The sequence below is a fragment of the Thioclava sp. SK-1 genome, assembly GCF_001705665.1.
GTDB lineage: Bacteria > Pseudomonadota > Alphaproteobacteria > Rhodobacterales > Rhodobacteraceae > Thioclava.
In genome coordinates, this window is sequence record NZ_MDHA01000032.1 from 296,809 (window position 1) to 322,400 (window position 25,592).

At 59.2% G+C, this 25,592-nt stretch carries 27 protein-coding genes and 2 riboswitches; of the genes, 19 read left to right on the forward strand and 8 right to left on the reverse strand.

What is annotated here, in order from left to right; translation table 11 throughout:
* Positions 1-99: 99 nt before the first annotated feature.
* A complete protein-coding gene (gene cobO, locus BFP70_RS07575) occupies positions 100-741 on the reverse strand; it encodes a cob(I)yrinic acid a,c-diamide adenosyltransferase (protein WP_066010746.1) in 642 nt (213 codons plus the stop codon).
* Between the two features lie 41 nt (positions 742-782).
* Positions 783-998, forward strand: a riboswitch (cobalamin riboswitch).
* 113 nt (positions 999-1,111) lie between these two features.
* On the opposite strand from cobO, the gene BFP70_RS07580 reads away from it, so the two are divergent.
* Genes BFP70_RS07580 through cobJ form a run of 7 tightly spaced genes read left to right on the forward strand, consistent with a single transcriptional unit; the run spans position 1,112 to position 9,015 of the window.
* Positions 1,112-1,468 carry a DUF1636 domain-containing protein gene (locus BFP70_RS07580; protein WP_066010747.1) on the forward strand — a complete coding sequence of 119 codons (357 nt, stop codon included), beginning with the start codon at positions 1,112-1,114 and terminating at the stop codon, positions 1,466-1,468.
* A 4-nt stretch (positions 1,469-1,472) separates the two neighbouring features.
* Complete coding sequence (gene cobW / locus BFP70_RS07585) at positions 1,473-2,528, forward strand: cobalamin biosynthesis protein CobW (RefSeq protein WP_066010748.1); 1,056 nt, start codon at positions 1,473-1,475, stop codon at positions 2,526-2,528.
* On the forward strand, positions 2,528-5,761 hold the full coding sequence (gene cobN, locus BFP70_RS07590; RefSeq protein ID WP_066010749.1) for a cobaltochelatase subunit CobN: 3,234 nt from the start codon (positions 2,528-2,530) through the stop codon (positions 5,759-5,761). The genes cobW and cobN overlap by 1 nt, the downstream gene beginning before the upstream one ends.
* Complete coding sequence (gene cobG / locus BFP70_RS07595; RefSeq protein ID WP_066010750.1) at positions 5,758-6,900, forward strand: precorrin-3B synthase; 1,143 nt, start codon at positions 5,758-5,760, stop codon at positions 6,898-6,900. The genes cobN and cobG overlap by 4 nt, the downstream gene beginning before the upstream one ends.
* Positions 6,897-7,526: a precorrin-8X methylmutase gene (locus BFP70_RS07600; RefSeq protein WP_066010751.1), complete on the forward strand. Its 630-nt coding sequence runs from the start codon at positions 6,897-6,899 to the stop codon at positions 7,524-7,526. Before cobG ends, BFP70_RS07600 begins: the two co-directional genes overlap by 4 nt.
* 5 nt (positions 7,527-7,531) lie before the next feature.
* Positions 7,532-8,281 (forward strand): precorrin-2 C(20)-methyltransferase, encoded by a 750-nt coding sequence (locus BFP70_RS07605; protein WP_066010752.1) that lies wholly within the window; start codon positions 7,532-7,534, stop codon positions 8,279-8,281.
* The gene (cobJ, locus tag BFP70_RS07610) at positions 8,278-9,015 is read left to right on the forward strand and encodes a precorrin-3B C(17)-methyltransferase (protein ID WP_066010753.1); all 738 of its coding nucleotides are present in this window, start codon (positions 8,278-8,280) and stop codon (positions 9,013-9,015) included. The genes BFP70_RS07605 and cobJ overlap by 4 nt, the downstream gene beginning before the upstream one ends.
* On the opposite strand, the gene BFP70_RS07615 is transcribed toward cobJ, so the two are convergent.
* Positions 8,985-9,749: a cobalt-precorrin-6A reductase gene (locus BFP70_RS07615; RefSeq protein WP_066010754.1), complete on the reverse strand. Its 765-nt coding sequence runs from the start codon at positions 9,747-9,749 to the stop codon at positions 8,985-8,987. The two genes, cobJ and BFP70_RS07615, sit on opposite strands and share 31 nt — an antisense overlap.
* Here BFP70_RS07615 and cbiE point away from each other — a divergent pair.
* The 7 genes from cbiE to cobF all read left to right on the forward strand — a co-directional run bounded on the left by cbiE (position 9,748) and on the right by cobF (position 15,963).
* Entirely contained in the window at positions 9,748-10,941 is a 1,194-nt protein-coding gene (gene cbiE, locus BFP70_RS07620) for a precorrin-6y C5,15-methyltransferase (decarboxylating) subunit CbiE (RefSeq protein ID WP_066010755.1), read from the forward strand. The genes BFP70_RS07615 and cbiE overlap by 2 nt on opposite strands.
* A complete protein-coding gene (locus BFP70_RS07625; protein WP_066010756.1) occupies positions 10,938-11,354 on the forward strand; it encodes a cobalamin biosynthesis protein in 417 nt (138 codons plus the stop codon). Before cbiE ends, BFP70_RS07625 begins: the two co-directional genes overlap by 4 nt.
* On the forward strand, positions 11,351-12,139 hold the full coding sequence (gene cobM, locus BFP70_RS07630) for a precorrin-4 C(11)-methyltransferase (protein ID WP_066010757.1): 789 nt from the start codon (positions 11,351-11,353) through the stop codon (positions 12,137-12,139). Before BFP70_RS07625 ends, cobM begins: the two co-directional genes overlap by 4 nt.
* Complete coding sequence (locus BFP70_RS07635) at positions 12,136-13,443, forward strand: cobyrinate a,c-diamide synthase (protein WP_066010758.1); 1,308 nt, start codon at positions 12,136-12,138, stop codon at positions 13,441-13,443. The genes cobM and BFP70_RS07635 overlap by 4 nt, the downstream gene beginning before the upstream one ends.
* The gene (cobA, locus tag BFP70_RS07640) at positions 13,443-14,189 is read left to right on the forward strand and encodes a uroporphyrinogen-III C-methyltransferase (RefSeq protein WP_066010759.1); all 747 of its coding nucleotides are present in this window, start codon (positions 13,443-13,445) and stop codon (positions 14,187-14,189) included. Before BFP70_RS07635 ends, cobA begins: the two co-directional genes overlap by 1 nt.
* 20 nt (positions 14,190-14,209) lie before the next feature.
* A riboswitch (cobalamin riboswitch) is annotated at positions 14,210-14,429 on the forward strand.
* A gap of 33 nt (positions 14,430-14,462) precedes the next feature.
* On the forward strand, positions 14,463-15,128 hold the full coding sequence (locus BFP70_RS07645) for an energy-coupling factor ABC transporter permease (protein ID WP_066010760.1): 666 nt from the start codon (positions 14,463-14,465) through the stop codon (positions 15,126-15,128).
* A 79-nt stretch (positions 15,129-15,207) separates the two neighbouring features.
* Positions 15,208-15,963 carry a precorrin-6A synthase (deacetylating) gene (gene cobF / locus BFP70_RS07650; RefSeq protein WP_066010761.1) on the forward strand — a complete coding sequence of 252 codons (756 nt, stop codon included), beginning with the start codon at positions 15,208-15,210 and terminating at the stop codon, positions 15,961-15,963.
* Between the two features lie 107 nt (positions 15,964-16,070).
* Here cobF and purL read toward each other — a convergent pair whose 3' ends face one another.
* Both purL and BFP70_RS07660 read right to left on the reverse strand, forming a co-directional pair.
* Entirely contained in the window at positions 16,071-18,233 is a 2,163-nt protein-coding gene (gene purL / locus BFP70_RS07655; protein ID WP_066010762.1) for a phosphoribosylformylglycinamidine synthase subunit PurL, read from the reverse strand.
* Positions 18,234-18,592: 359 nt separating this feature from the next.
* Positions 18,593-19,495, reverse strand: a complete 903-nt coding sequence (locus BFP70_RS07660) for a LysR family transcriptional regulator (protein ID WP_066010763.1) — start codon at positions 19,493-19,495, stop codon at positions 18,593-18,595.
* A 318-nt stretch (positions 19,496-19,813) separates the two neighbouring features.
* Here BFP70_RS07660 and murI point away from each other — a divergent pair, with 318 nt between their 5' ends.
* The 5 genes from murI to BFP70_RS07685 all read left to right on the forward strand — a co-directional run bounded on the left by murI (position 19,814) and on the right by BFP70_RS07685 (position 23,441).
* Positions 19,814-20,626: a glutamate racemase gene (gene murI, locus BFP70_RS07665; RefSeq protein WP_066010764.1), complete on the forward strand. Its 813-nt coding sequence runs from the start codon at positions 19,814-19,816 to the stop codon at positions 20,624-20,626.
* Positions 20,627-20,771: 145 nt separating this feature from the next.
* Positions 20,772-21,800 (forward strand): N-acetyl-gamma-glutamyl-phosphate reductase, encoded by a 1,029-nt coding sequence (gene argC / locus BFP70_RS07670; RefSeq protein WP_066010765.1) that lies wholly within the window; start codon positions 20,772-20,774, stop codon positions 21,798-21,800.
* Positions 21,801-21,830: 30 nt separating this feature from the next.
* On the forward strand, positions 21,831-22,274 hold the full coding sequence (gene ccmE / locus BFP70_RS07675) for a cytochrome c maturation protein CcmE (RefSeq protein ID WP_066010766.1): 444 nt from the start codon (positions 21,831-21,833) through the stop codon (positions 22,272-22,274).
* A gap of 73 nt (positions 22,275-22,347) precedes the next feature.
* Positions 22,348-22,959 carry a holin-associated N-acetylmuramidase gene (locus BFP70_RS07680; protein ID WP_066010767.1) on the forward strand — a complete coding sequence of 204 codons (612 nt, stop codon included), beginning with the start codon at positions 22,348-22,350 and terminating at the stop codon, positions 22,957-22,959.
* On the forward strand, positions 22,950-23,441 hold the full coding sequence (locus BFP70_RS07685) for a holin family protein (protein WP_066010768.1): 492 nt from the start codon (positions 22,950-22,952) through the stop codon (positions 23,439-23,441). Before BFP70_RS07680 ends, BFP70_RS07685 begins: the two co-directional genes overlap by 10 nt.
* 55 nt (positions 23,442-23,496) lie before the next feature.
* Here the strand turns inward: BFP70_RS07685 and BFP70_RS07690 are convergent, their stop codons facing one another.
* From BFP70_RS07690 to BFP70_RS07705, 4 genes are all read right to left on the reverse strand, one after another.
* Positions 23,497-24,162 (reverse strand): glutathione S-transferase family protein, encoded by a 666-nt coding sequence (locus tag BFP70_RS07690; RefSeq protein WP_066010769.1) that lies wholly within the window; start codon positions 24,160-24,162, stop codon positions 23,497-23,499.
* Positions 24,163-24,277: 115 nt separating this feature from the next.
* Positions 24,278-24,637 (reverse strand): TfoX/Sxy family protein, encoded by a 360-nt coding sequence (locus BFP70_RS07695; RefSeq protein ID WP_066010770.1) that lies wholly within the window; start codon positions 24,635-24,637, stop codon positions 24,278-24,280.
* Complete coding sequence (gene recR / locus BFP70_RS07700) at positions 24,637-25,236, reverse strand: recombination mediator RecR (protein WP_066010771.1); 600 nt, start codon at positions 25,234-25,236, stop codon at positions 24,637-24,639. The genes BFP70_RS07695 and recR overlap by 1 nt, the downstream gene beginning before the upstream one ends.
* Before the next feature lie 3 nt (positions 25,237-25,239).
* A complete protein-coding gene (locus BFP70_RS07705) occupies positions 25,240-25,584 on the reverse strand; it encodes a YbaB/EbfC family nucleoid-associated protein (RefSeq protein ID WP_066010772.1) in 345 nt (114 codons plus the stop codon).
* Positions 25,585-25,592 lie beyond the last annotated feature (8 nt).

The window sequence follows — 25,592 nt, forward strand, 5'->3', positions numbered from 1 at the left end:
GCGTTATGCTTAACAAAAGGTTTCCTTTCATCTTGCAGTAAATATCCCGGGGGTTCGGGGGCTGGCCCCCGATAGCAGAGTTGTGGGTTCCGGCTGGGTTTAGAATTCCACGCCCCTTTGGCCTTTGATGCCTGACCTGAACGGGTGTTTTACCAACGTCATTTCTGTTACCAGGTCAGCGGCCTCGATCAGGGCCTCTTTCGCGTTCCGTCCTGTAAGAACGACATGTGTAAGAGGAGGTTTTTCATCGATCAAGAACGTTAGGACTTCGTTGATATCCAAATAATCATAGCGCAATGCGATATTGATTTCGTCAAGAAGAACAAACTGGATCTCTGGGTTTCGAATAAGATCTTTCGCTTTTTCCCAACCAGCCCGCGCTGCGGCGATGTCGCGCTCCTTGTCTTGCGTTTCCCAAGTAAAGCCTTCGCCCATCGCATGAAATTGGCAAAGATCGCTAAAATTTCCTTCGAGCAGGCGCCGCTCTCCGGTGTCCCATGCTCCTTTGATAAACTGCACCACAGCGCAGGGCATGCCATGCGCGATACAGCGTAGTACCATGCCGAACCCGGAGGAGGATTTACCTTTGCCTGCGCCCGTATGGACGATGATCAGGCCTTTTTCGCCTGATTTTGACGCCATGATTTTATCACGTGCTGCTTTTTTCTTAGCCATTTTTGAAGCATGGCGATCAGTGTCTTCGACTTTTGTCGTGTCGAGATTCGCGGATGGTTCGGCCATTGAGGGCTCCTTGAGTGACTTGACATTGGGCGTGCGCTGATCGCATGAAGAGACGCGCTGGTTCCTGTTGTTATGACAGGCTAAGAGGGAATGCGAGGGGGATCGTCCATTGATCCGCTATCGCAGCCGCCCCCGCGACCGTGACCGGATTGGTCTTCATGCCCACTGGCGTTTCGTGCTGGGAAGGGGAAGATCGTAGGATGGACATACCATCTGATCCGCAAGCCGGGAGACCTGCCTGCGCGAGGCGCTATCGACGGCGGACGGGGTGTTCCGCAACGGGCTGATCTGCAGGTGTCTCTACCTTGCAGCGGGTCTGTGCATTCCCCGGCGTTCCGCCACAATTGGAATGATACGGAAGGGCCCTTTAATGCGCGCTGTTCTTCACGTTTGTACGACGTGCCGCGGTATCGCTGCACAAGATGATCCTGCCGCCCCCCGATCCGGTGCGCTGCTGCATGCGGCATTGGTAGATGCGGATTTGCCACCTGATGTGGAGCTGCGCGCGGTTGAATGTCTGTCGGCCTGTTCCCAAGGGTGTTCAATCGCGTTGAACGCACCGGGGAAATGGTCTTATGTCTATGGCCGTTTGACGCCAGAGGATGCCGCCGATATTGCCGCCGGTGTGAGCGCCTATGCGGCCACCGAAGATGGTGTTGTGCCATGGCGCCAACGCCCTGTTATTTTCCGCAAGCAAAGCCTTGCCCGTATCCCCCCGCAGGAGTGAACTTATGTCGCTGAACACAGATCTGAATAAGATCCCTGTCACTGTCATCACGGGCTTTTTGGGCTCTGGTAAGACCACGTTGATCCGGCATCTGATGCAAAACCCGGATGGGAAGCGCTTGGCTATATTGGTCAATGAGTTCGGCACTGTCGGTGTGGATGGCGAAATTTTGCGCGGTTGCGCAGATGAAAACTGCCCGGATGAAAATATTGTTGAACTGGCCAATGGCTGCATCTGCTGCACTGTTGCGGATGACTTTATCCCGACAATTGAAGCATTGATGAAGCTGGACCCCCGTCCGGATCATATTTTGATTGAGACATCGGGGCTGGCGCTGCCTAAGCCGCTTCTAAAGGCGTTCGATTGGCCGGCGATCCGGTCAAAAATCACTGTCGATGGTGTGATCGCGCTGGCGGATGCCGAGGCGGTGGCTGCCGGCCGGTTTGCCCCCAATGTCGACGCGGTGCAGGCACAGCGCGAGGCCGACAGCTCAATCGATCACGAAACCCCGCTGTCCGAGGTGTTTGAGGATCAGATCTCTTGCGCCGATATCGTGATCTTGTCGAAGGCCGATTTGGCGGGTGACGCGGGCCTGGCCGCAGCACGTAAAGTTATCGAAGCGGAAGCACCGCGCAAATTGCCGATTTTGTCGATGTCAGAAGGCGTGATTGATCCCAAGGTGATTTTGGGTCTGGGAGCAGCAGCCGAAGACGATCTGGAGGCGCGGCCAAGCCATCATGACGGGCATCACGATCACGAGCATGATGATTTTGAAACCGTGGTGATGGAGCTGGACGAGGTGTCCGATCCTGCCGTTCTGGTCGCAGCCATTGAGCGTTTGGCAACAGAGCAAAATATATTGCGCGTCAAAGGCTATGTTGCAGTGACGGGTAAGCCGATGCGGATGTTGGTGCAGGCAGTTGGCGCACGGGTGCGTCATCAATTTGATCGACCATGGATGACGGATGAGCCGCGGGTGACGCAGTTGGTGATCATTGCCGAACATGATGATGTAAATGCCGATGCCATCCGCGCGGTTCTGACGGCAGTGCCTGCCTGATGCATATTGTCTTCCGCGAAAGCCGTGGCCTTGAAGAAACGGATGTTCCCATGGATCCCGGGCAAACGCCCGGGGATCTTGTGGTGTTGTCCTATTCCGACAGTGATCTTGGTGCTTTTGCGGCAGGCTGGAAACGCGCAGCAGGAACGCTGCCATCGACACGGCTGTGCAATATCGTAGGGCTACGCCATCCGGTTTCCGTGGATACTTATGTGGAGGCAACGCTGTCGGGCGCCAAGGCGATCTTGATCCGCTTGATTGGCGGAGTGGATTACTGGCCTTATGGCGTTGCCTGTATTCAGGATCTTGCGCGGCGCAACGGGATCGCATTGGCTATTGTGCCCGCCGATGGGCGCCCCGATCCGCGTCTTGATGCGGTTTCCAATGTTGCATCTGATGTTCTGGCGCAGCTTAAGGGCTTTTGCGACGCGGGCACACCGATCGCGGCGCAACAGGCTTTATCCGTTTTGGCGCGTGCGGCGCATTTGCCGGTTGGACCGGTGGCCCCAGAGGTGCCCGTGCCGAAATGGGGGTTTTATGATCCCGATCATGGGGGGATTGATCAGCCGCCTTACGGAGCGCCGATCTATGTCACATTTTACCGATCCTATCTAAGTGCAGATGATCTGGCCCCGGTGGATGCGCTGATTCAGGGATTACGCGCCGCCGGCCATCAGGCATGTGGCGTGTTCGCGCCCTCTCTTAAAACGCCGGGGTTTGCGCAATGGATCGCGCCTTATATCCAAGCGGATCAACCCTGTGCCATTGTGAATGCGACGGCTTTTTCTGCTCAGGGGCAGGAGGGGAGAACCCCATTCGATGGGGCACAATGCCCGGTGTTTCAGGTCGCGTTGTCTACCGCGCGCAAACGCGAATGGGCCGAGGCAGAGCGCGGATTATCCCCGGCTGATCTTGCGATGCATGTCGTCTTGCCAGAGGTGGACGGGCGCGTATTTTCCGGTATCGTGTCCTTCAAACAGCCCGGGGTCAAAGACGCCGACTTGCAATATTCGCGTTTCGTGCACCGCGCCGTGCCAGAGCAGATCGCAGCGGTGGTGGCCAAGGTTACAGCATGGGTGGCGCTGTCACAAACGCCCGCGCATGACAAAAGGGTGGCCATCGTTTTGTCAACATATCCGGGGCGCGCTTGGCAGATGGCCCATGCTGTGGGCCTTGATGCGCTGGCCTCAACCGAGTCCGCGCTGGGCTGGCTGTGCGCGGCGGGGTATGATACGCAGGCGCTTGGGCTGGCAGATCTGGGGGACCATCAGATCGCGTGGCCGTTGGAACAGTACCGCGCTGCGTTGCAGGCGTTGCCGCAGGAATTACAAGACGATCTGGTCACAGCATGGGGGGCACCCGAAGCCGACCCGGCGATCGAAGACGGGATGGTGTATTTTACCGCGCGCAAGATCGGCAAAACCTATGTGGCTTTGCAACCCGAACGCGGCGATGTGAACGCGCGCGACGATGAATACCACGACCTGCAACGCACCCCGCGCCATGGCTATGTGGCCTTTTATCTGTGGCTGCGTGCGCAGAACATCGATGCGTTGATCCATATGGGGGCGCATGGCACGTTGGAATGGTTGCCGGGCAAATCGGTCGCCTTGTCGCAGTCTTGCTGGCCTGAGGCGCTGATCGGTGCGACCCCGGTGGTTTATCCGTTTATCGTCAATGACCCCGGTGAGGCAGCACAGGCGAAACGTCGGATTGGCGCGGTCACGTTGGGTCATATGCCGCCACCGATGACCGGTGCTGCCACGCCACCGCAAATGGCGCATCTGGAGCGGTTGCTGGATGAATATTCCACCGCAGATGGGTTAGACCCCAATCGCCGTTTGCGCTTGGTCGCGGATATTCAGTCCGAAACAAATGCGCTTGGCCTGCATGAGGATCTGGGGCTCAGCCCGCAGGCCTCTCCTGCGGAGGTGATTACCCGCATCGACCGCTTCGTTTGCGACATAAAAGAAAGCCAGTTCGGTGAGGGTTTGCACGTGCTCGGCAGTGGTCCGTGTGGCACGGCTGAACAAGCGGGGCTTATGGCGGCTGTTGTTGGGCGCAAGGTGGCACCGGGGCCATCGGGGTCGCCCTCACGCGGGCGCGCGGATGTAATGCCGACAGGGCGCAACCTGTTTTCTGTTGACCCAAGGGCGGTGCCATCAAAAGCGGCGCAGGCGCAAGGTGTCAAACTTGCGGAAGAGTTGCTGCGCCGCCATCTGCAAGATCACGGTGATTGGCCGCAGGGGCTGGTGGTGGATCTGTGGGGCAGCGCGACCATGCGCACCAGCGGAGAAGAATTCGCCATGGCTTTGCATTTGGCGGGGCTGAAGCCGGTGTGGGACGACGGCTCTGGCCGGGTGTCGGGTGTCGAGGTGATCGTTCCGGCCCTGTTGGGACGGCCGCGCATTGATGTGACCCTGCGGGTCTCGGGGCTGTTTCGCGATGTCTTTCCCAGCCTGGCGCAGCTGTTTGAAGCAGGGGCCGACATGCTGGCTGTGCGTGATGAACCAGAGGCCGAAAACCCCTATGCCACGCGTCAGCCCCGTGTCTTTGGTCCCAAGCCGGGCCAATATGGTTTGGGGATGGGGGATCTGACGGCGCAGTTCACCGAAGATGCCCGGATTGCTGCGGGAGAGGCATGGCTGGCCGCCTCCAGCTATGCAATCGGCAAAGATGGTCAGATTGCGCAAGATCGTGCCGGGTTGGAGGCACGATTGCAAAAATCCAGCGCTTTGATCCACGCGCAGGATCTGCCTGAAACTGATCTGTTGCTGGCGTCGGATTACGCCGGGCATGAGGCGGGGTTTGCCGCCGCAATGGATCGGATTGGGGCGTCGGCCCCCGAAATCTATCATTTGGACAGCACCCGGGTCGGTGATCCGCGGGCCCGGTCCTTGACCGAGGAAATCGCAAGGGTGGTGCGGGCGCGTGCTGCCAATCCGATATGGGTCGACAGCATGACCGAACATGGGTTTCGTGGCGGGGCAGAGATTGCTGCGACGCTGGACAATATGGCAGCCTTTGCGCAGCTGGCGCAGGTGGTGCCGGGGCATTTGTTCGATCTGTATCATGAGGCCACTTTGGGGCGGCCAGATATCGTTGCCTTCTTGCAGCAACATAATCCGCAAGCTTTGCGCGCCATGCGCGATCTGTTTGCGCGGCTGCATGAGGCGGGGCTGTGGGTCACCCGGCGCAATTCGATCCTAGCGGATCTGGAGACGCGATCATGAGCGCGCAGGTCCATGGTTGGTGTCCCGGTGCGCTGCGGCCAATGCGCTCTGGCGATGGGTTGGTGGTGCGCATCCGCCCGCCCTTGGGCCGTTTGACCCAAGATCAGGCCGCAGCGATCGCGCTAGCGGCACAGCGGTTTGGAAATGGGCTGATCGACCTGTCGACGCGCGCCAACTTGCAGCTGCGTGGCGTGACCAAGGCGAGCTATCCCGCGTTGATCAGGGCATTGCAGGCTGTCGATTTGATCGATGCCGATGTTCAATCTGAGGCGCGGCGCAATATCATTGTCACGCCACTGGCAGATAATCTGGCCTATACGATCTGTCGTGATCTTATGGCAGCTTTGGATGATGGTCCTGATTTGCCAAGCAAGTTCGGTTTTTGCATTGATACGGGTGCGCAGCGCCGCTTAAATGAGGCCAGTGCGGATATCCGAATTGAGCGCGACGGGCGCGGGCAAGTGATAATCCGCGCCGATGGGCTGAGTTTGGGCGCGGCGGTTTCGGCACAAGAGGCCGGGGTGATGGCCGTGGAGCTGGCGCGGTGGTTTGTGTCCTGCGGTGGGATCGGGCCTGATGGTCGGGGGCGGATGTCGGCGCTGATCGCCAATGGCGCGCGCCCCGATGGTGCATTGGCCGCCACTGTTGCGCCTGCGCGCGCGGTGCCGCCGTTGCGCCCGGGCGCCTGTGATATCGGTACTGCCATAGGGACAGCGTTTGGCCAGCTCAGCTCGGATGGCCTGGCGGCGCTGGCGGCCAGCGCCCCGCTTCGCATTACCCCGTGGCGGATTTTGGTCTTGGAGGGCATCACGAAGGTCCCTGACAGCCCTGAGATCATAATCGATCCGGATGACCCGCGCCTGCGGATTTCGGCCTGCACCGGTGCGCCGGGATGTCTCCAAGCCCATGCGGAAATTCGGTCTTTGGCACGGGAACTGGCCAGTCATCTGCCAAAAAACCGGAAATTACATGTTTCGGGATGCGAAAAGGGCTGTGCCCACCCGCGCCCGACCGATAAGACGCTGGTCGCGAGGCCTGATGGTTTTGCGCTGATCCTTGATGGGAGCACATCCGACGTGCCGGTCCTGACCGGGCTATCGGCTGATGAGATCCCCACGCTTGCGGAGTTTCACCGATGAGTTTCGACTATGAAAAGGACGGGGCGAAGATTTATCTTCAGTCCTTTGCCACCATTCGGGCCGAGGCCGATCTAAACCGGTTCACGCCCGAAGAAGAGGTCATCGCTGTACGCATGATCCATGCTGCGGGAATGGTCGGGCTGGAGGCGCATGCGCAGTTCTCTGATGGGTTTGCGATTGCGGCCCGCGCAGCATTAGAGGCCGGCGCGCCAATCCTGTGCGATGCGTATATGGTGTCCGAAGGGATCACGCGCAAACGCCTGCCCGCCGATAATGCGGTGATCTGCACCCTGCGCGATCCGGCGGTGCCAGAGCTGGCCCAGCGTATGGGCAACACGCGTTCCGCTGCGGCGCTGGAGCTGTGGCGGCCCCATCTGGCCGGGGCGGTGGTGGCCATTGGCAACGCGCCGACCGCGCTGTTCCATCTGTTGAATATGCTGGAAGACCCGGCTTGCCCACGCCCGGCAGCGATCATCGGTTGTCCGGTTGGTTTCATTGGCGCGGCGGAATCGAAATCTGCGCTGATGCAGGTGCAGCCGGTGCCATGTATGGCGGTGGCCGGCCGGCTGGGCGGGTCGGCGATTACGGTGGCTGCGGTAAACGCGCTGGCCTCACGCAAGGAGTAAGACCGATGGGACGCATCATCTGCGCGGGGCTTGGCCCGGGCGACCCGGATCTTATGGCGGTGAAATCGGACCGTGCAATTCGGGGCGCGGCCCATGTGGCCTATTTCCGCAAAGCGGGCCGCAGGGGGCAGGCCCGGCAGATCGTGGAGGGGATGCTGGCCCCAAACGTTACTGAATATCCGATGGAATATCCGGTGACGACAGAGCTGCCCTTTGACAGCCCGGATTATATCCACCTGTTGTCACGATTTTACGACGATTGGGCCATGCGTCTGAAAGAGCTGGCAGTAACACAAGATATTGTGGTGCTATGCGAGGGCGATCCCTTTTTCTATGGGTCGTTCATGCATCTGTATATCCGGTTGCGCGACAGTGTCGACATCGAGGTGATCCCCGGTATCACCGGTATGACCGGGTGTTGGAATGCCACGGGCGAGCCGATCACTTGGGGCGATGATGTGATGACGGTGCTGATGGGCACCTTACCAGAAGCGGCGCTGGTAAAGCGGATGGCAAGCTCGGATGCGTTGGTGATCATGAAAACAGGGCGCAATCTGCCAAAGGTGCGCCGGGCCTTGGCAGCGGCGCAAAAGCTGGACAGCGCCTGGTTGATTGAACGCGGCACGATGCCCGGGCAACGCATTGCGCGCCTGACCGATGTGAAAGATGATGACTGCCCGTATTTTGCGATTGTCGTCGTGCATGGCCATGGCCGTAGACCCGAAGCGGCGGCTGTATTGGGGGCGGCACAATGACGGGCTGGGTGCAGGTGGCCGGGCTGGGTCCGGGGGATGATGCGCTGGTGACGGCGCAGGTGCACGCCGCCTTGGATCAGGCCACGGATATCATTGGCTATATCCCCTATGTGGCGCGGGTGACGGCCCGCCCGGGATTGGTGTTGCACCCCAGTGACAACCGTGTGGAGCTGGACCGGGCGCATCATGCGCTGGATCTGGCGGGGCAGGGGCGGCGCGTGGTGATCGTGTCATCTGGCGATCCGGGGGTATTTGCCATGGCCTCTGCCTTATTTGAGGCGCTGGAAACCCACAGTGGCCCGCATCCCGATATTCAGATCCTGCCGGGGATCACCGCGATGCTTGCGGCCTCGGCCAAGGTGGGGGCCCCCCTGGGGCATGATTTCTGCGCCATCAACCTGTCTGACAATCTGAAACCTTTTGCATTGATCGAAAAGCGCCTGCGCCATGCCGCGCAAGGGGATTTTGCGATGGGGTTCTACAATCCGCGGTCCAAATCACGCCCGGAGGGGTTTGCCCGCGTCTTGCAGATTTTACGCGAGGAATGCGCGCCAGAGCGGATTATCATCTTTGCCCGTTCCGTCTCTACGCCCCAGGAAACCATCCGTGTTGTGCCTTTGGCCGATGCAACGCCGGAAATGGCGGATATGCGCACCGTTGTTCTGGTCGGAAATTCGCAGACCCGGCGCGTGGGCGATTGGGTCTATACGCCGCGTTTCGCCGCCGCGCCGTGACGATGGTCGATCAGCCAGTTCATCGCGGCCTGCGGGCTTGTCACGGTGTCGCGCACCGGAGGTGTCGGGCGATCAATCATGATCACCGACAGCCCCAACGCGCGCGCTGCCGTCAGCTTGGCCTGCGCGCCGGTGCCGCCGGAGTTTTTGGCAATGATATGGGTGATCCGATGGTCACGCAGCAATGCGGTATCCGCGGCGGCATCGAACGGCCCGCGATCCACGATGACATGATGATCGGGCAGGGCGATTGGCTGTTGCGGGCGGTCCACCAACCGCAGCAAGTAATGATGCTGCGGTTGGGCGGCGAATGCGGCGATATGTTGTTTGCCGATGGCCAAAAACACCCGGCCGGGTCTGTCAGGCAGCGCGGTCACCGCTTGGGTGATATCGGGAACATGCGCCCAAATGTCGCCGGGGACGGCGCACCATGCGGGGCGTTCCAAAGACAGCAAGGGCAGGCGCAGATCCGCACAGGCGGCGGCGGCGTTCAGGCTCATTTGTGCAGCGAATGGATGCGTGGCGTCGATGACATGGGTGACGCCGGTTTTGCGCAAATAGGTTACCAACCCATCCACCCCGCCAAATCCGCCAATGCGCATGGGCAGCGGTTGAGCCACCGGGGCCGCGGTGCGCCCGGCATAGGAAAACACCGTCCGTATACGGGCATCGGCCAGCAGGCGCGCCAGTTGGCTGGCCTCGGTCGTGCCGCCCAGCAAGAGGATACGCTGCATGTCTGATCCTTGGTTGACCATTGTCGGTTTGGGCGAAGATGGACCAGAGGGGCTGTCAAAGGCAAGCCGTGACGCGCTTGACGTAGCCCAGATCATTTTTGGTGGCCCACGGCATCTGGCATTGGTGGGCGCGCAAGATCGCGGGGAGGCTTGGCCCGTGCCCTTTGATATCGCGCCGGTTATGGCCCATCGGGGCCGGGGCTATCCGGTGGTGGTCTTGGCGTCGGGTGATCCGTTTTGGTACGGGGCGGGCGCGGTTTTGGCGCAGCAGCTGATGCAGGGGGAATGGCGGTCCTTTGGCGTGCCTGGTGTGATGTCTTTGGCGGCGACGCGTATGGGATGGCGGCTGGAAGACACCGTCTGCCTGGGCCTTCATGCGCAGCCCTTTGCACATTTGCATCTGCATCTGGCGCGGGGATGTCAGATCATCTGCACGTTGCGCGACGGTGCAGCGGTTGGACAATTGGCGCAGTGGCTGACTGCGCAGGGCTGCGGTGCGATGTCGATCTGGTGCCTAGAAGCATTGGGCGGTCCGCGCGAACGTCTGCGCCACACCCGCGCAGATTCCTATGATCTGTGCGATGTCAGTGCCCCGGTCGCTGTGGCGCTGGACGGGGCGTCACTGGCGCGCGACTGTGGTATGTCACGAGGGGCGGGCCTGCCCGATGACTTTTTTGCCCATGACGGTCAAATCACCCGCGCACCTGTGCGGGCGCTGACGCTGGCGGCGCTGGCCCCGCGTTCCAATGCTTTGCTTTGGGATATCGGGGGTGGTTCTGGTTCGGTTTCGGTGGAATGGTGCCGGGCGGGCGGGCGCGCCATAACGATAGAGCCGCGCGCCGACCGGCTGTGCAACATCAAGGAAAATATCGACAGGTTCGCGCTGTCGGGGCGAATGCAGCCTGTGCACGGCGCCGCGCCGGAATGTCTGGCCGGGCTGTCGCCGCCCGATGCGGTGTTCGTCGGCGGCGGCGGCAGTGCACAGCTGTTCACCCAACTGATGCAATTGCCTGCTGGTGTGCGGGTGGTGGCCAATGCGGTGACGCTGGACAGCGAAGCGCGGCTGATGGCGCTGTATGGTGTGCATGGTGGCACGTTGTTGCGCTGTGATCTGGCTCAAGCTGCGCCATTGGGGCGGATGCGGGGCTGGGTGCCGGGCCGGCCCATTGTGCAATGGGCGGTGACGCTATGAGAGTCGCAGGGATCGGATTCAACACTCAGGCCACATCACAGACCATGGCGCGTGCCATTGCGGGCCTATACGCGCAGTACGGTCCCATAGACGGGATTGCCACCGCGACGCAAAAAGCCGATGCGCTGCTGTCCTTGTTAGGAAAGACGGATCCCAGAGCGGTGATGGCGGTGTCTGTCGAAGGGGTTGTAACGCCCGGATATTCGGCCCATTCGCAGGCGCGATATGGCACCGGCTCTGTGTCGCAGGCCGCAGCCCTGGTGGCGGCGCGGCACTTTGGGCCGGCGCAATTGACAGTGCAGTGCATCCGCTATGGCACGGTGGTTTTGGCTGTGGCGGAAACCGTGCCGGAAATACATAAAACCGACGGCCCAAAAGGCCCAGATCACGGATCAGAAGGAGAAACGCAATGACGGTGCATTTCATCGGTGCAGGCCCGGGTGCCGCGGATCTGATCACATTGCGCGGGCGCGACCTGATCGCGTCTTGTCCGGTATGCCTGTATGCTGGCAGCCTGATCCCTGTCGCGCTGCTGGCGCATTGCGGTGAAAATACGCGCATCGTAAACACGGCCCCACTGAGCCTGGATGAGATCATCTCCGAAATCGCGGCGGCGCATGCGGCGGGCCATGATGTCGCACGGCTGCATTCGGGGGATATTTCAGTGTGGTCTGCGGTGGGTGAGCAGATGCGCCGTTTGCGTGCGTTGGATATCCCCTACGACATAACGCCCGGCGTGCCGTCTTTTGCCGCGGCCTCAGCCGCGCTTGGCACGGAGCTGACCTTGCCAGGGATCGCCCAATCGGTGATCTTAACGCGGACCTCCGGTCGAGCGAGCGCGATGCCCGAGCGTGAGACATTGGAAAATTTCGCCCGCACCGGTGCGGTTTTGGCCATCCATTTGTCCATCCATGTGCTGTCCGATGTCGTCGCGCAACTGGTGCCGCATTACGGCGCGCAGTGTCCCGTGGCGGTAGTGTGGCGTGCAAGCTGGCCAGACCAGAAAATCATTCGCGGCACATTGGCCAGTATTGCACTGGAGGTCGGCGAGGACATCACCCGTACCGCCTTAATTTTGGTCGGCGAGTCGCTGGGTGCAGAAGCCTTCGACGAAAGCCGCCTTTATGCCGGAGATTACGATCGGCGTTATAGGCCAGTTGGGACCGCCCCACGTTTTCCAGAAGGGTCACAAACATGACACCGGGGATTATCATAGCAGCCCCCTCATCGGGCAGCGGTAAGACCACCGTTACGCTGGGGCTGCTGTCAGCGTTGCGCATGCGTGGGATGGCGGTCCAGCCCTTTAAATGCGGGCCGGATTACATTGACCCTGCGTTTCATGCAGCGGCGTCCGGCCGGGCCTCGGTTAACTTGGATGGCTGGGCGATGGGACCGGGGCTGTTGAACCGTTTGGCACGATGTGAGGCAGATATTATTGTCGCCGAAGGCGCGATGGGACTGTTTGACGGGGTTGCCACACCGGGTGAGATGGGAAATGGCTCCAGCGCGGATATGGCGCAGTATATGGGCTGGCCTGTGGTGCTGGTGGTGGATTGCTCCGGTCAGGCACAATCTGCGGCGGCCATTGCACAGGGGTTTGCGCGGTTTCGCCCCAAGGTACAGGTCGCGGGCGTGATTTTAAACAAGATCGCGTCGCCGCGCCACGAGGCCTTGGTGCGCCACGGGATGCAAGAGGCCGGGATTGCGGTCTTGGGTGTTTTGCCGCGTGCCGCCGGGATCACCCTGCCAGAGCGGCATCTGGGCTTGGTACAAGCCGCTGAAACTGCGCATCTGGATGCGCTATTGGCGCAGGCGGGTCAGATTGTCGCGCAAAATTGTGATCTGGACGCGATATGTGCCGCGGCGGGGGGGCTGGCGCGTGACTCGGATGCGGATGTGGCGGCATTTTGCCCCGCGCCCGGCGGCCGGATCGCCTTGGCAAAAGACGAGGCGTTTTCCTTTGTTTACCCGCATTTGATCGCCTCATGGCGTGCGCAGGGCGCGACGATCATACCGTTCTCTCCATTGGCTGATGAAGGCCCTGACTCAAGCGCCGATATCTGTTGGCTGCCGGGCGGCTACCCTGAGTTACATGGCGCGAAACTGTCTGCAAACGGTCAATTTCATGCGCAGATGCACGCGTTTGCGGCGCAAAAACCGGTGCATGGCGAATGCGGCGGCTACATGGTCTTGGGCGCAGCCATCACAGATAAAGACGGTATCACGCATCCGATGCTGGGTCTGTTGGGTCTGGAGACATCATTTGCAAAGCGCAAGATGCATCTGGGCTATCGCAAGGCACGATTGGCCGCATCTATGCCGGGTTTTCAGCCGGGGCAACTGTTGCGCGGGCATGAATTCCATTATGCCTCCATCGTGGCGCAGCCCGATGCACCGCTGGCGGATGTATATGATGCCAATGATAGGCCAGTGCCAGAAACTGGTGCGGTGCGCGACAAGGTCAGCGGATCGTTCTTTCATTTTATAGCAAAGGCTGGGTAATGGCGGGTTTTGTGTCTTTTGTATCGGCGGGACCAGGGGACCCAGAGCTGTTGACGCTCAAGGCGGTGGACCGGATGGGCCGCGCGGATGTGGTGTTGTTTGACGATCTGGCCTCGGGCCCGGTGTTGGCCCATGCAGGGGCACAGGCAGAACTGATTGCTGTGGGCAAACGCGCGGGAAAACCGTCCACAAAGCAAGACCATGTCAACGCGCTTTTGGTCGCGCATGCGCAGGCGGGCAAACGCGTTGTGCGGTTGAAATCGGGTGATTCGGGTTTATTTGGCCGGCTGGAAGAAGAGCTGGTCGCGCTGCGTGATACGGGGATCGCGTCGGAAATTATTCCCGGTGTTCCCTCGGCCTGTGCTGCTGCGGCGGCGGCAGGAATTCCGCTGACGCGGCGATTGTCGGCGCGACGGGTGCAATTTTTGACTGGCGCGGATGTGACGGGTGGATTGCCCGGCACGATCAACTGGCCCGCCCTGGCCGACGCCCAGGCCACGACTGTGGTGTTCATGGGCAAACGCACATTCCCGAAACTGGCCGAAGGGCTGATTGCGCATGGCTTGCCCGGTACCACACCCGCCCTTCTGGCCGAAGCCGTGGGCCGTGCCGAGCAGATGCTTCACCGGATGTCGGTGGCCGATCTTGCCGCGCATTTACGCGATGCGCGCACAGATCAGCCAGCGCTGATCCTATATGGGCCATTGGCCGATGACATGGGGGTCGTAGGACCTGAAAACACTTGACCACGGGGCTGTAGTTTCGTGTAACCAATAGATCGAATGGTGCCCATGATGCGCAAAGCGCCGGGCTTCATTGGGAATGGGGAAGGGTGGACCAAATCGCGGCACCCAAAACCCCGGCCGCCCCCGCGACTGTATGCGGAGAGTGCTACCGGAATGCCACTGGGCCCGTAGGGTCTGGGAAGGCCGGTTCAGCACCTTGACCCGCGAGCCAGGAGACCTGCCTTCGGTGATATTTCAACCAACCGTCGGGTGTGGCGGAACAGGAGAAGAGCTATGCATATCGAACCGGGCATCGTGGATGCCGCCAAAATCACGCTCAGCTACGCGACGGCAGCCGGTGCTGTGACCTATGCGATGAAGACGATCAAGGATGAGGGCGGGATTGCCGCGCTGCCGTCGATTGCCGTCCGTTCCGTCATTGCGGCTGTTGGGACGTTTATCTTTTTTGAAGTGCTGCCGCATTTTGCCGTTGGCGTCTCCGAGGTGCACCTGATCCTTGGATCGACCTTACTGCTGCTGTTGGGCACCGCGCCTGCGGCCATCGGTCTGGCGTTGGGGCTGTTGATTCAGGGGCTGTTTTTCGCGCCCATCGACCTGCCGCAATATGGGATGAACCTGACCACGCTGCTTGTGCCGCTGTTTGGTATTCAGGCGCTGGCACGGCGGATTGTCGCGCCGGGCACAGCCTATGTTGACCTGACCTATGCGCAGGCGCTGAAACTGTCGACCGCCTACCAGGGTGGCATTGTGGCATGGGTCGCTTTCTGGGCGATCTACGGTCAGGGCATGGCGGTGATCTCGGCCGTTGGCACTTTCGGCATTGCCTATATGTCCGTGGTCTTGTTGGAGCCACTGGTAGATCTGGCGGTATTGGCATTGGCCAAACGCGCCAAAGGTCTACAGGGATCGGGTCTTGTGACCAAGCGCCTCTACGCCTAAATCAGGCGGACAGCTTACTGAGCGACAGGGGGGCTTTGGCCCCCCTTTTGCATATCGACCCTGACGCCGGAGTACGACGATGATTGACCTGACCCTGATCGGCATTGGCACCGGCAACCCTGACCATATGACATTGCAGGCCATTGAGGCCATGCGCCATGCGGATCTGATTTTGATCCCGTTGAAAGGGGCAGAAAAATCGGATTTGGCGGGATTGCGGCGCAAGATCTGCGCAGATCATCTGGCGGGGGCAGCGACGCGGGTAGTCGAATTTCAGCTTCCGGTGCGCGATGCCGATCACCCCAACTATCATCAGGGCGTGGATGATTGGCACGATGCGATTGCAGATGCGTGGCTTGATCATATTGATGCCGTGGTGGGGCAACATGGGCGCGTGGCACTGCTGATATGGGGGGATCCGTCGCTATATGACAGCAGCCTGCGAATTGCCCAAAGGTTGGGCCGGGTTCGCAAAACCTCGGTGAATGTAGTGCCGGGCATTACGGCGATTGGCGCGCTATGCGCGGCCCATGCGATCCCGCTGAACACGATTGGTGCACCGGTGACAATCACTACGGGCCGACAAATCCGCGATCACGGCTGGCCTGATGGCGCGGATACGGTGGTGGTGATGCTGGACGGGGCCTGTGCGTTTCAGTCATTGGATCCGCAGGGCATTGAGATTTGGTGGGGCGGCTTTGTCGGTATGAAGGAGCAGATCTTGCGCGCTGGCCCATTGGCCGACCTGGCTCCGCAGATCATTGAAGCCCGTGCTGCCGCGCGCGCGCAGCACGGCTGGATCATGGATATTTACCTGATGCGCCGAAATCGTTGACCTAATACAGGCGGGGCAACCACCGACAACGCGCCCAGCACCCTGGATATGTAAAAGGCCACCCTGTTCCAGGGGTGGCCTTTGTATTCGCTATCTGCCAGTCAACCTCAGCCGAACACAGCCGTTTCAAAGCTGGTGGTATAAAGCGCGGACAGCTCTGTCAGGGATGCGCTTTCGCCACCCAGTGTGACGTTTTCGCCGCCAAAGCGGCCAACACGGGTCACGGCCACGCCAGCGGCGGCTGCGGCCTCTTCCAGCGCCTGCGCGCCAGCCGTATCGACAGCGACCAAATAGCGCGCCTGATCCTCGCCAAACAGCGTCGCGATCTCGGCACTGTCCAATGACAGACCCAGACCAGCGGCTTGTGCCATTTCAAAGGCCGCCAATGCCAGACCGCCATCTGCCAAGTCGGTGGCAGATTTCAGCACTGTGCGATTTGCACGCAAGAAAGTGCCGTTTGCCAGCTCTGCGTCCAGATCCACATGCGGCGCTTGACCGGTTTCTTGGCCGAAGGCTTCAAATGCAAGGGCGGATTGGTCCAAATGGCCTTTGGTTTCACCGATTACCAGCGCAAGATCCCCATCCGAAGGCAAGCCGGCAATCAGATCATCCAGATTTTCAATCAGGCCAATGGCGCCGATTGTTGGCGTGGGCAAAATACCCTTTCCGTCGGTTTCATTATACAGCGACACATTACCCGATACGATTGGCACGTTTAGCGCGCGCACAGCCGCATCAATACCTTTGATCGCGCCAACAAACTGGCCCATGATCTCGGGCTTTTCAGGGTTGCCAAAGTTCAGGTTATCGGTGGTGGCCAATGGCAGGGCACCGACCGCGGTCAGGTTGCGATAGGCTTCGGCCACGGCTTGCTTGCCGCCCTCAAACGGATCCGCCTTCACATAGCGCGGCGTCACATCGGAGGTGAATGCCACGCCCTTATGGGTGCCATGCACGCGGATTACGCCTGCGCCCATGCCGGGGCGGCGGATCGTATCGGCCATGACCTGCGTATCATATTGTTCATAGACCCAGTTCTTTGCGCTGTAATTGGGTGAGCCAATCAGTGATTTCAACGCGTCAATGGTTCCAATGGCAGGCAGCGCGGCAGCGGGTTCTGCCTTAGGCGTTTCGATCCATGGACGGTCATATTCCGGCGCAGTTGATGACAGTTTCGACAGCGGCAGATCGGCCTTGATGTCGCCGTTATGCACAATCAGAAACCGGTCATCGGCCATGGTTTCACCCACGATGGCGAAATCCAGATCCCATTTTTCAAACACCGCGCGGGCTTCGGTTTCCTTTTCAGGCTTCAGCACCATCAGCATCCGCTCTTGCGATTCTGACAGCATCATCTCATAGGCGGTCATGTTGGTTTCGCGCTGCGGGACGGCCTCTAGGTTCAGCTTGATGCCCAAGCCACCTTTATCACCCATTTCCACGGCGGAGCACGTCAGACCAGCCGCACCCATGTCCTGAATCGAAATCACCGAGCCGGTCGCCATCAGCTCTAGTGTGGCCTCCATCAGACGCTTTTCGGTGAAGGGGTCGCCGACTTGAACGGTGGGACGCTTGTCCTCGATCGTGTCATCGAATTCCGCCGAGGCCATGGTGGCCCCGCCAACGCCGTCGCGGCCGGTTTTCGCGCCAAGATAAACGACCGGCATGCCAATGCCGCTGGCTGCCGAATAGAAAATCTTATCGCTGTCGATCAAACCGGCTGCGAAAGCATTGACCAGGCAGTTGCCATTATAGGATGGGTGGAAGCGCACTTCGCCGCCGACATTGGGCACGCCAAAGCAGTTGCCATATGATCCCACACCTTCAACAACGCCTTTGACGACATGGGCGGTTTTGGGATGGTCGGGCATTCCAAAGGACAAGCTGTCCATTGCGGCAATCGGGCGCGCACCCATGGTGAATACGTCGCGCAAAATTCCGCCAACGCCGGTCGCGGCACCCTGGTGAGGTTCGATGTAGGACGGGTGATTGTGGCTTTCCATTTTGAACACCACCGCCTGACCGTCACCGATATCAACGATCCCTGCGTTTTCGCCCGGGCCGCAGATCACCTGATCACCAGTTGTATGCAGCGTGCGCAGCCATTTCTTCGACGATTTATACGAGCAATGCTCGTTCCACATCGCAGAGAAAATGCCCAGCTCGGTAAATGTCGGTTCTCGTCCGATGATTTCCAGGATGCGCTGGTATTCGTCGGGCGACAGCCCGTGTGCAGAAATCAGCTCTGGGGTGATTTGCGGCTCGCTCATGGCATCCTCCGAGGTGGCACGGTTTCGCGCGTCTCATATTGCATCACGGGGCTTTGGGAAAGGGGATGCAGCCTACAGCTGGGGATTTTTGCCCAAATTCACGGAAATACATGCGGGTTTGCACGTATTGGCCGTGCTTTGCGCCGCGCGTCTATGCCACAGGGTAAGAAATCAGGGCCTGAATAAAAAAATGGCCGAGCCTAAGCTCGGCCTTAAGTCCAACAGGGAGGTAGAAGGTGATGAGACTTTCGTCAGATCATCACCGTCTACGCCTGATTTATGTGCAGTTTATGAATTAAGCAAGTCGATTCTCCGCCCCTAATTGCATATCCGCTATGCATGCCGGGAATGTCGGGCGATTAGCCGTCACTTTCACTGGCTTGGCTGCGACGATAGGCTTGGATTTCATCTTGAACAAAGTCGCGGAATGCGGCGATGCGGCGCGACTGGCGCAGCTCCTCTGGATAGGCAAGAAAGACTGGGACTTCGCCCGATTGCGCATCGGGCAGCACGCGTTCGATGCGTTTGTCAGTGGCCAAATAGTCGGGCAGGATGCCGATGCCGATATGGTTCAACACGGCCTGCAAGATCCCGAAGTAATTGTTCACCGTCAATGTCGATGGCATGTCATAGGCCAGCGCTTTTTGCGCCAATGCCGCACCTGCGGCAACCTGCGCCACGCTTGGGCTCTGGCAGATCAGGCGATGCGCGGCCAGATCTTCCAAGGTTTCCGGGCGACCATGTGTTTCCAGATATTCAGGAGTGGCATAAAACCGCATGCGGATATTCAGCAGGCGTTTGCGCACCAGATCGGCCTGCGCGGGTTCTTTCATTCGAATGGCGACATCGGCTTCGCGCATGGGCAGATCAAGGACGCGCTCTTCCAGCATCAAATCGATCTTCAGTTCGGGATATTGTTCATACAGCTTGGTCAGGCGGGGGGCTAACCACAAGGTTCCAAAGCCGGTTGTCGTGGTAACGCGCAGATCGCCATAGACCTCTTCTTCCGAATCCCGGATCCGGGCTGCGGCAGAATCCAGCTTTTTGGCCATGGTGGATGTGGCATCGAACAACAGCTCCCCTTGTTCGGTAAGGATTAGGCCGCGCGCATGGCGGTGAAACAAGGTTGTGCCCAATGTTTCTTCCAATGCCCGGATTTGTCGACTGACTGCCGATTGCGACAGGTGCAGCGCATCCCCCGCATGGGTCAGCGATCCCGCATCCGCCACGGCGTGAAATATTCTTAGCTTGTCCCAGTCCATTCGATTGCCCTGACTTACTCTAAACGCATACCTGCCATGACATAGCTTGCACGACGTAGGTTAACAAAGTGAATCTGAGGGTTTTCGCCCCCCTTTGAGGGGATTGTTGCCTTGACGGCGCGGTTTCGCTGATCCCTACCGGGGCGGCGCGTAGATTTTACGCGCTGTAGAATAAAACGAAAACATGGGCCAGTTGTGGCCGATGACCCCATGCGCGAAATTGTGCACCAAGATCGGGCGTTTTGCCCTGTTCCCCGTGGCTGTGTTTGCGCATAATACAACAAACTGGCGCAGGCCGGGGACCGAGGAGGGCAGGCGATGGCTGTTGGCGTATTTGATAGTGGTTTGGGCGGGTTGACCGTTTTCGATGCGGTGACCAAGCGCCTGCCGGATGTGCCTTTCGTCTATCTAGGGGACAATGCCAACGCACCCTATGGTGTGCGTGATGCAGATGACATCTATAACCTGACACGGGCGGCTGTGACGCGGCTTTGGGATGAGGGATGTGATTTGGTCATCTTGGCGTGTAACACGGCCTCGGCTGCGGCGCTAAAGCGCATGCAGGAGACATGGCTGCCCAAGGACAAGCGGGTTTTGGGCGTATTCGTCCCCCTGATCGAGGCGCTGACCGAACGCCAGTGGGGGGATAACTCTCCCCCGCATGAGGTTGCGGTGAAACATGTCGCGCTGTTTGCCACCCCGGCAACCGTGGCCAGCCGGGCATTTCAGCGCGAGCTGGCGTTCCGCGCGGTGGGGGTGGATGTCGAGGCCCAACCCTGCGGCGGTGTCGTGGACGCGATCGAACATGGCGATGATATTTTGGCCGATGCTTTGGTGCGATCTCATGTTGAGGCGCTGCTGCGTCGGATGCCTTATCCCGATGCGGCGATTTTGGGCTGCACCCATTACCCGATCCTGCAAGACACGTTCCAGCAGGCGCTTGGCGACAGTGTCAAAGTGTTCTCGCAGGCGGATCTGGTGGCCTCTAGCCTCGCAGATTATCTGCAGCGGCGGCCGGAATTTCTGGGCCCGGGCACAGAGTCGAAATTCCTGACGACAGGGGATCCGGCGACCGTGTCACGCCATGCGACGCGGTTCTTGCGCCATACCGTTACATTTGAGCAGGCCTAGGTCGTGATCTGATCACGCCTGCTGCAATAGCGCGTCAACGGGGCGCTGCCCGGCTTGACGCCCGCAGGGTTTGCACCGACAAAGGGTGCGCCCTGGCCCAATGGCCTTAGGGCATGATTTACGTTTTTCGCGCAAGGATGACCTTATGTCTAAATCCATCGCTATTCTCGGTGCGTCTGGTTACACCGGGGCAGAGCTTGTTCGCCTGATCGCAACACATCCTGATATGCGCATCACCGCATTGTCGGGGGAGCGTAAGGCTGGCATGGCAATGGGTGATGTGTTTCCACATCTGCGACATCTGGGTTTGCCCGATTTGGTCAAGATCGAAGAGATCGATTTTTCGACCGTTGATCTGGCCTTTTGTGCCTTGCCGCATGCAACCTCTCAGGCGGTTATCAAAGAGCTGCCAACAGATCTTAAGATCGTCGATCTGTCGGCAGATTTCCGGCTGCGCGATCCTGTCGCATATGAAACATGGTATGGTAAGGCCCATGCCGCGGTAGAGATGCAGGCCGAAGCCGTCTATGGGCTGACCGAATTTTACCGCGATGATATCAAAGCTGCGCGTCTTGTCGCGGGCACGGGCTGCAATGCGATGGCTGGGCAATTTGCCATTTGCCCGTTGATTGAAGCAGGGGTGATTGATTTTGACGATATCATCCTGGATCTGAAGAACGGCGTTTCGGGTGCTGGGCGCGCGCTAAAGGAAAATCTGCTGCATGCAGAGCTGTCGGGGGGCACCTATGCCTATTCGGCGGGGGGCAAACATCGTCATCTGGGTGAGTTTGATCAGGAATTCTCAAAATTAGCGGGCCGGCCGGTACAGGTGCAGTTCACGCCGCATCTGGCGCCGTTCAACCGTGGGATCCTTGCAACTGCCTATGTAAAGGGCGACCCGCAGGCGGTTTATAAAGCCTTGGCACAGAAATATGCTGATGAGCCCTTCCTGGAAGTGCTACCTTTCGGTGCATTGCCTTCTACACGTTCTGTGGCAGGATCTAACTTCGTTCACGTCGGCGTCAGCGGTGACAGGATCCCGAACCGTGCCACGGTTGTGGTGGCTTTGGATAACCTGTGCAAAGGTTCTTCGGGACAGGCGCTTCAAAACGCCAATCTGATGTTGGGGCTGGATGAAACAGCGGGGCTGATGTTGGCGCCGGTCTTCCCGTAATTGGGCAGAATTGATCCTAAAGGACGCGGAATGAAAAGTTTAAAGAAACAGCGCCGAATTCAGGTTCTGGCCGCCGCTGCAGTTGCGTTGATCGTCGCCACAGGCATGATCGGTTATGCGATGCGCGATGGCATCAACTTTTTCCGCGCCCCGTCGCAAATCGCCGAAATGCCGCCCGAACCGGGTGAGGTGTTTCGGCTGGGCGGTTTGGTCGAAGAGGGCTCGATCGAGCGCGATCCAAGCGGCGAAATCCGGTTTCGCGTGACCGATGGCGGCGCAAGTGTCCCAGTGATTTTCGCCGGGGTTCTGCCTGATTTATTCAAAGAAAAACAGGGCATGATTGGGACCGGGCAGCTGCGTGATGGTGTTTTCATCGCCAGCGAAATTCTGGCAAAACATGACGAAAATTACATGCCCAAAGAGGTTACAGATGCGCTGAAAGAACAGGGCATCTATCAACCCCCGCAAAGCTGAAGCGTGCGGTGCGGATCGGCTAGGTTAACGATCTGACCTGATCCTGTTCCCATATTTATGGGGATATGGATCTATGAAAACTGTTACAGACCTTGCCACTGATATTGTTGCCCGCGAGGGCGGGTTCGTGAATGATCCCGATGATCCGGGCGGCGCGACAAAATACGGCGTGACCATCGGGACGATGCGTGCCCTTGGCATTGATCTGACCGGGGATGGCGATGTTACGATAGCCGATGTGCACCGCCTGTCGCGCGCTGATGCAATCGCGATCTATATAGAGCATTATTTTACCCGGCCCAAGATCGCGCAATTGCCCGAAACTCTGCATCCTTCGGTGTTTGACATGTATGTCAACGCAGGTCGCAATGCGGTGATGATCTTGCAAAAGCTGCTTGTCCAAATGGGACAAGAGATCAACGTGGACGGGGTTATCGGACCACGCACCATTGCCGCGGCACAGACCGCGGCACAGGCGGCACCGCTGCATTTGGCCGATGCTTACGGGATTGCGCGGCGTAATTATTATTATGGCTTGGGCGATGCGCGTCCGGCCAGCCGTAAATACGCGGTGACGCGGGCCGGAGGTAAGGGCGGGTGGATCCGCCGCGCTGAGGAATTTATCAGCCCACGGTTTCATCTGACACAGGCGCAGCACCGCCAAAGGATCGCGTCATGGGGTTGATTTCTCGCGTGATTGGCACGCCTGCCGCAACATCGGCACTGGGACAGGCGGCGGTTGGGGTGGCCGAAACATTTGTGCCAAACGCCACAAAGAAAATGCAGGCTGCTCATCAGGCCTATATTGCCGCGCTGGATGAATATGGGGTGGAATTCGCCAATCCACGCGATGGCTGGTTTGACCGTTTCGTTAATGGGTTGAACCGATTGCCACGGCCGATGCTGGCATTGGGAACTCTGGGGCTGTTCATTTATGCGATGATCGACCCGGTGGCATTTGCACAGCGGATGATCGGGCTGAACCATGTGCCAGAGCCGCTATGGTGGCTGCTGGGTGCTATTGTTGGGTTCTATTTCGGCGCCAGAGAGGCCTATCACTACCGTGCGCGGCGGCCCGCTGGCACCGGGGAAATTGCTGCACCACCACCTGTGGCGCAGGATCCGGTCAACGACAATCCCGCGCTGCGCGAATGGCAAGGGCATTAGTCCAAGCGGGCCTCCGGCAGTCGGTGGCCCGCATTACTTGCATATGGTGCAGGGGTTAAAAGTCCAGCTCGGCATATTGCGCCGAGGGGGGCATGCCGGGCAATTGATCGGCCAGAAGTGAGCGGAAGGCCGGGCGGGATTTGATCTTGGCATACCAGTCGCGCACGTTTTCCGAGCGATTCCAATCCACATCCGAGATATAATCAAGGCAGCTGAGATGCGCTGCGGCACAAAAATCGGCCAACGTCATCGTATCACCCGCCAGCCAGCGGCGTTCTTGCAGCAACCAATCCATATAATCCAAATGGTATTTGATCGCGGAGAGCCCGGCCTTGACTGTTCGGCTGTCGGGATAACCTTCTTTGCGGATCTTTTTCCACACCCGTTCACCCATGATCCGAGAGGTCACTTCGGTGTTGAACTTATCGTCGAACCACGCACACATCCGGCGTGTCTCATAGCGTTCCAACGGGTCTTTTGGCATCAGCTTTGGCTCGATGTTCAGCTCATCAAGATATTCGCAGATCGCCTGGCTTTCGCTTAGCAGCATGCCCTCATATCGTAAAATCGGGACTTTGCCAGCCGGGCTACGGCGCAAAAATTCTGGGTTTTGTTCCCAATAGCGTTCTTCGACAAGCTCGACCTCGATCTTCTTTTCCGCAAGCACAAGTCGAACCTTGCGGCTGAAGGGCGATAGAGGAACGTGATAGAGCCGGTTCATTCGCTGCCTCGTAAACAGGTTAATAGGATGGGACTAACTGTTTCCGTGATAGACCTGCGTCGCGCGGGGTTCAATCCCTGGGAGAGGTCTTGTCGTGCGTCCCTGCGCGGGGTGCCTATTGCTTTGGCGTTCGGGCGGCATCGGGCTTGGCAGGTTTTGGTTTGGGTGGCGGCAGCGCTGCATGCATTACGTTTATCAGCCCCATCAGCCAATCGCTATCTTCCCACAAATCAGGATCAATCCGCAGATAGGGCTGTGCGCCCTTGACCGGGCTGTCGGTCACAATCTCGTGGTCGGTGCGAATAAGATAGTCCTGCGCGGGCGCAATGGGGCGCAGATACAGCGCATCATTCAGCAAGAAGGCCACGCATTTGTCATCTGCATAGACGCCATAGCCGCCAAACATCCGCCGCGTGCGCACCCGGCCCAAAAGCTGCTCGCGCAAGAACAGCTCTACATCCGGAGATACGGGCATCAAAATGCCTTGCGGGCGCGTAGGGCGGCTTGAATGGTGCCATCGTCCAGATAGTCAAGCTCTCCACCGATTGGTACACCCTGGGCAAGCGATGTCACCCGTATATCGCGCGCCTCTAATGTCTGTGCGATGTAATGCGCAGTTGTTTGTCCCTCGACCGTGGCATTCAGCGCCAAGATAACCTCCGTCACGCTTTCAGCGGGAATACGGTCCAGCAGCCGCGGGATGCCCAGATCCTCTGGGCCCACGGCATCAAGCGCCGACAAGGTGCCACCCAAAATGTGATAGCGCCCGCGAAAGGCCTGGCCGCGCTCCATCGCCCATAGGTCTGCGACATCTTCGACCACGCATATCTCGCCCGTGGCGCGGCGCGGATCAGAGCAGATGTCACAAAGCGTCTGAGTGCCGATATTGCCGCAGGCGGAGCATTCGCGTGCATTTTCTGCCACATCCGCCATCGACCGTGCCAGTGGGGCCATCAGTGCCCCGCGTCGGGAAATCAGATGCAATACAGCACGGCGCGCCGACCGGGGGCCAAGCCCCGGCAGACGCGCCATCAATGCGATCAGCGCCTCAATCTCGTCGCGTGCCTGCGCCATATATTAGAACGGCAGATTCATATCGGCGGGCAGGCCCAATTCCTCAAGCAGCTTGCGCTGCTCGACCTGTGCGCGGTCTTTGCCCCGCGCCTGCGCATCCTTGATCGCGGCCAGGATCAGATCCTCCACCACTTCTTTTTCTGAGGCAACAAGGATCGTCGGATCAATATCCAGACTCAGAAGATCGCCGCCTGCATTGGCACGGGCCTTGACCAGCCCAGCCCCGGCTTCGCCGGTGACTTCGATCGATTTGATCTCTTCTTGCAAGGATTGCACGCGGTCTTGCATCTCCTTTGCCTTCGACATCATTTTGGCCATATCGCCAATGCCGCCCATACCTTTGAACATATGTCTCT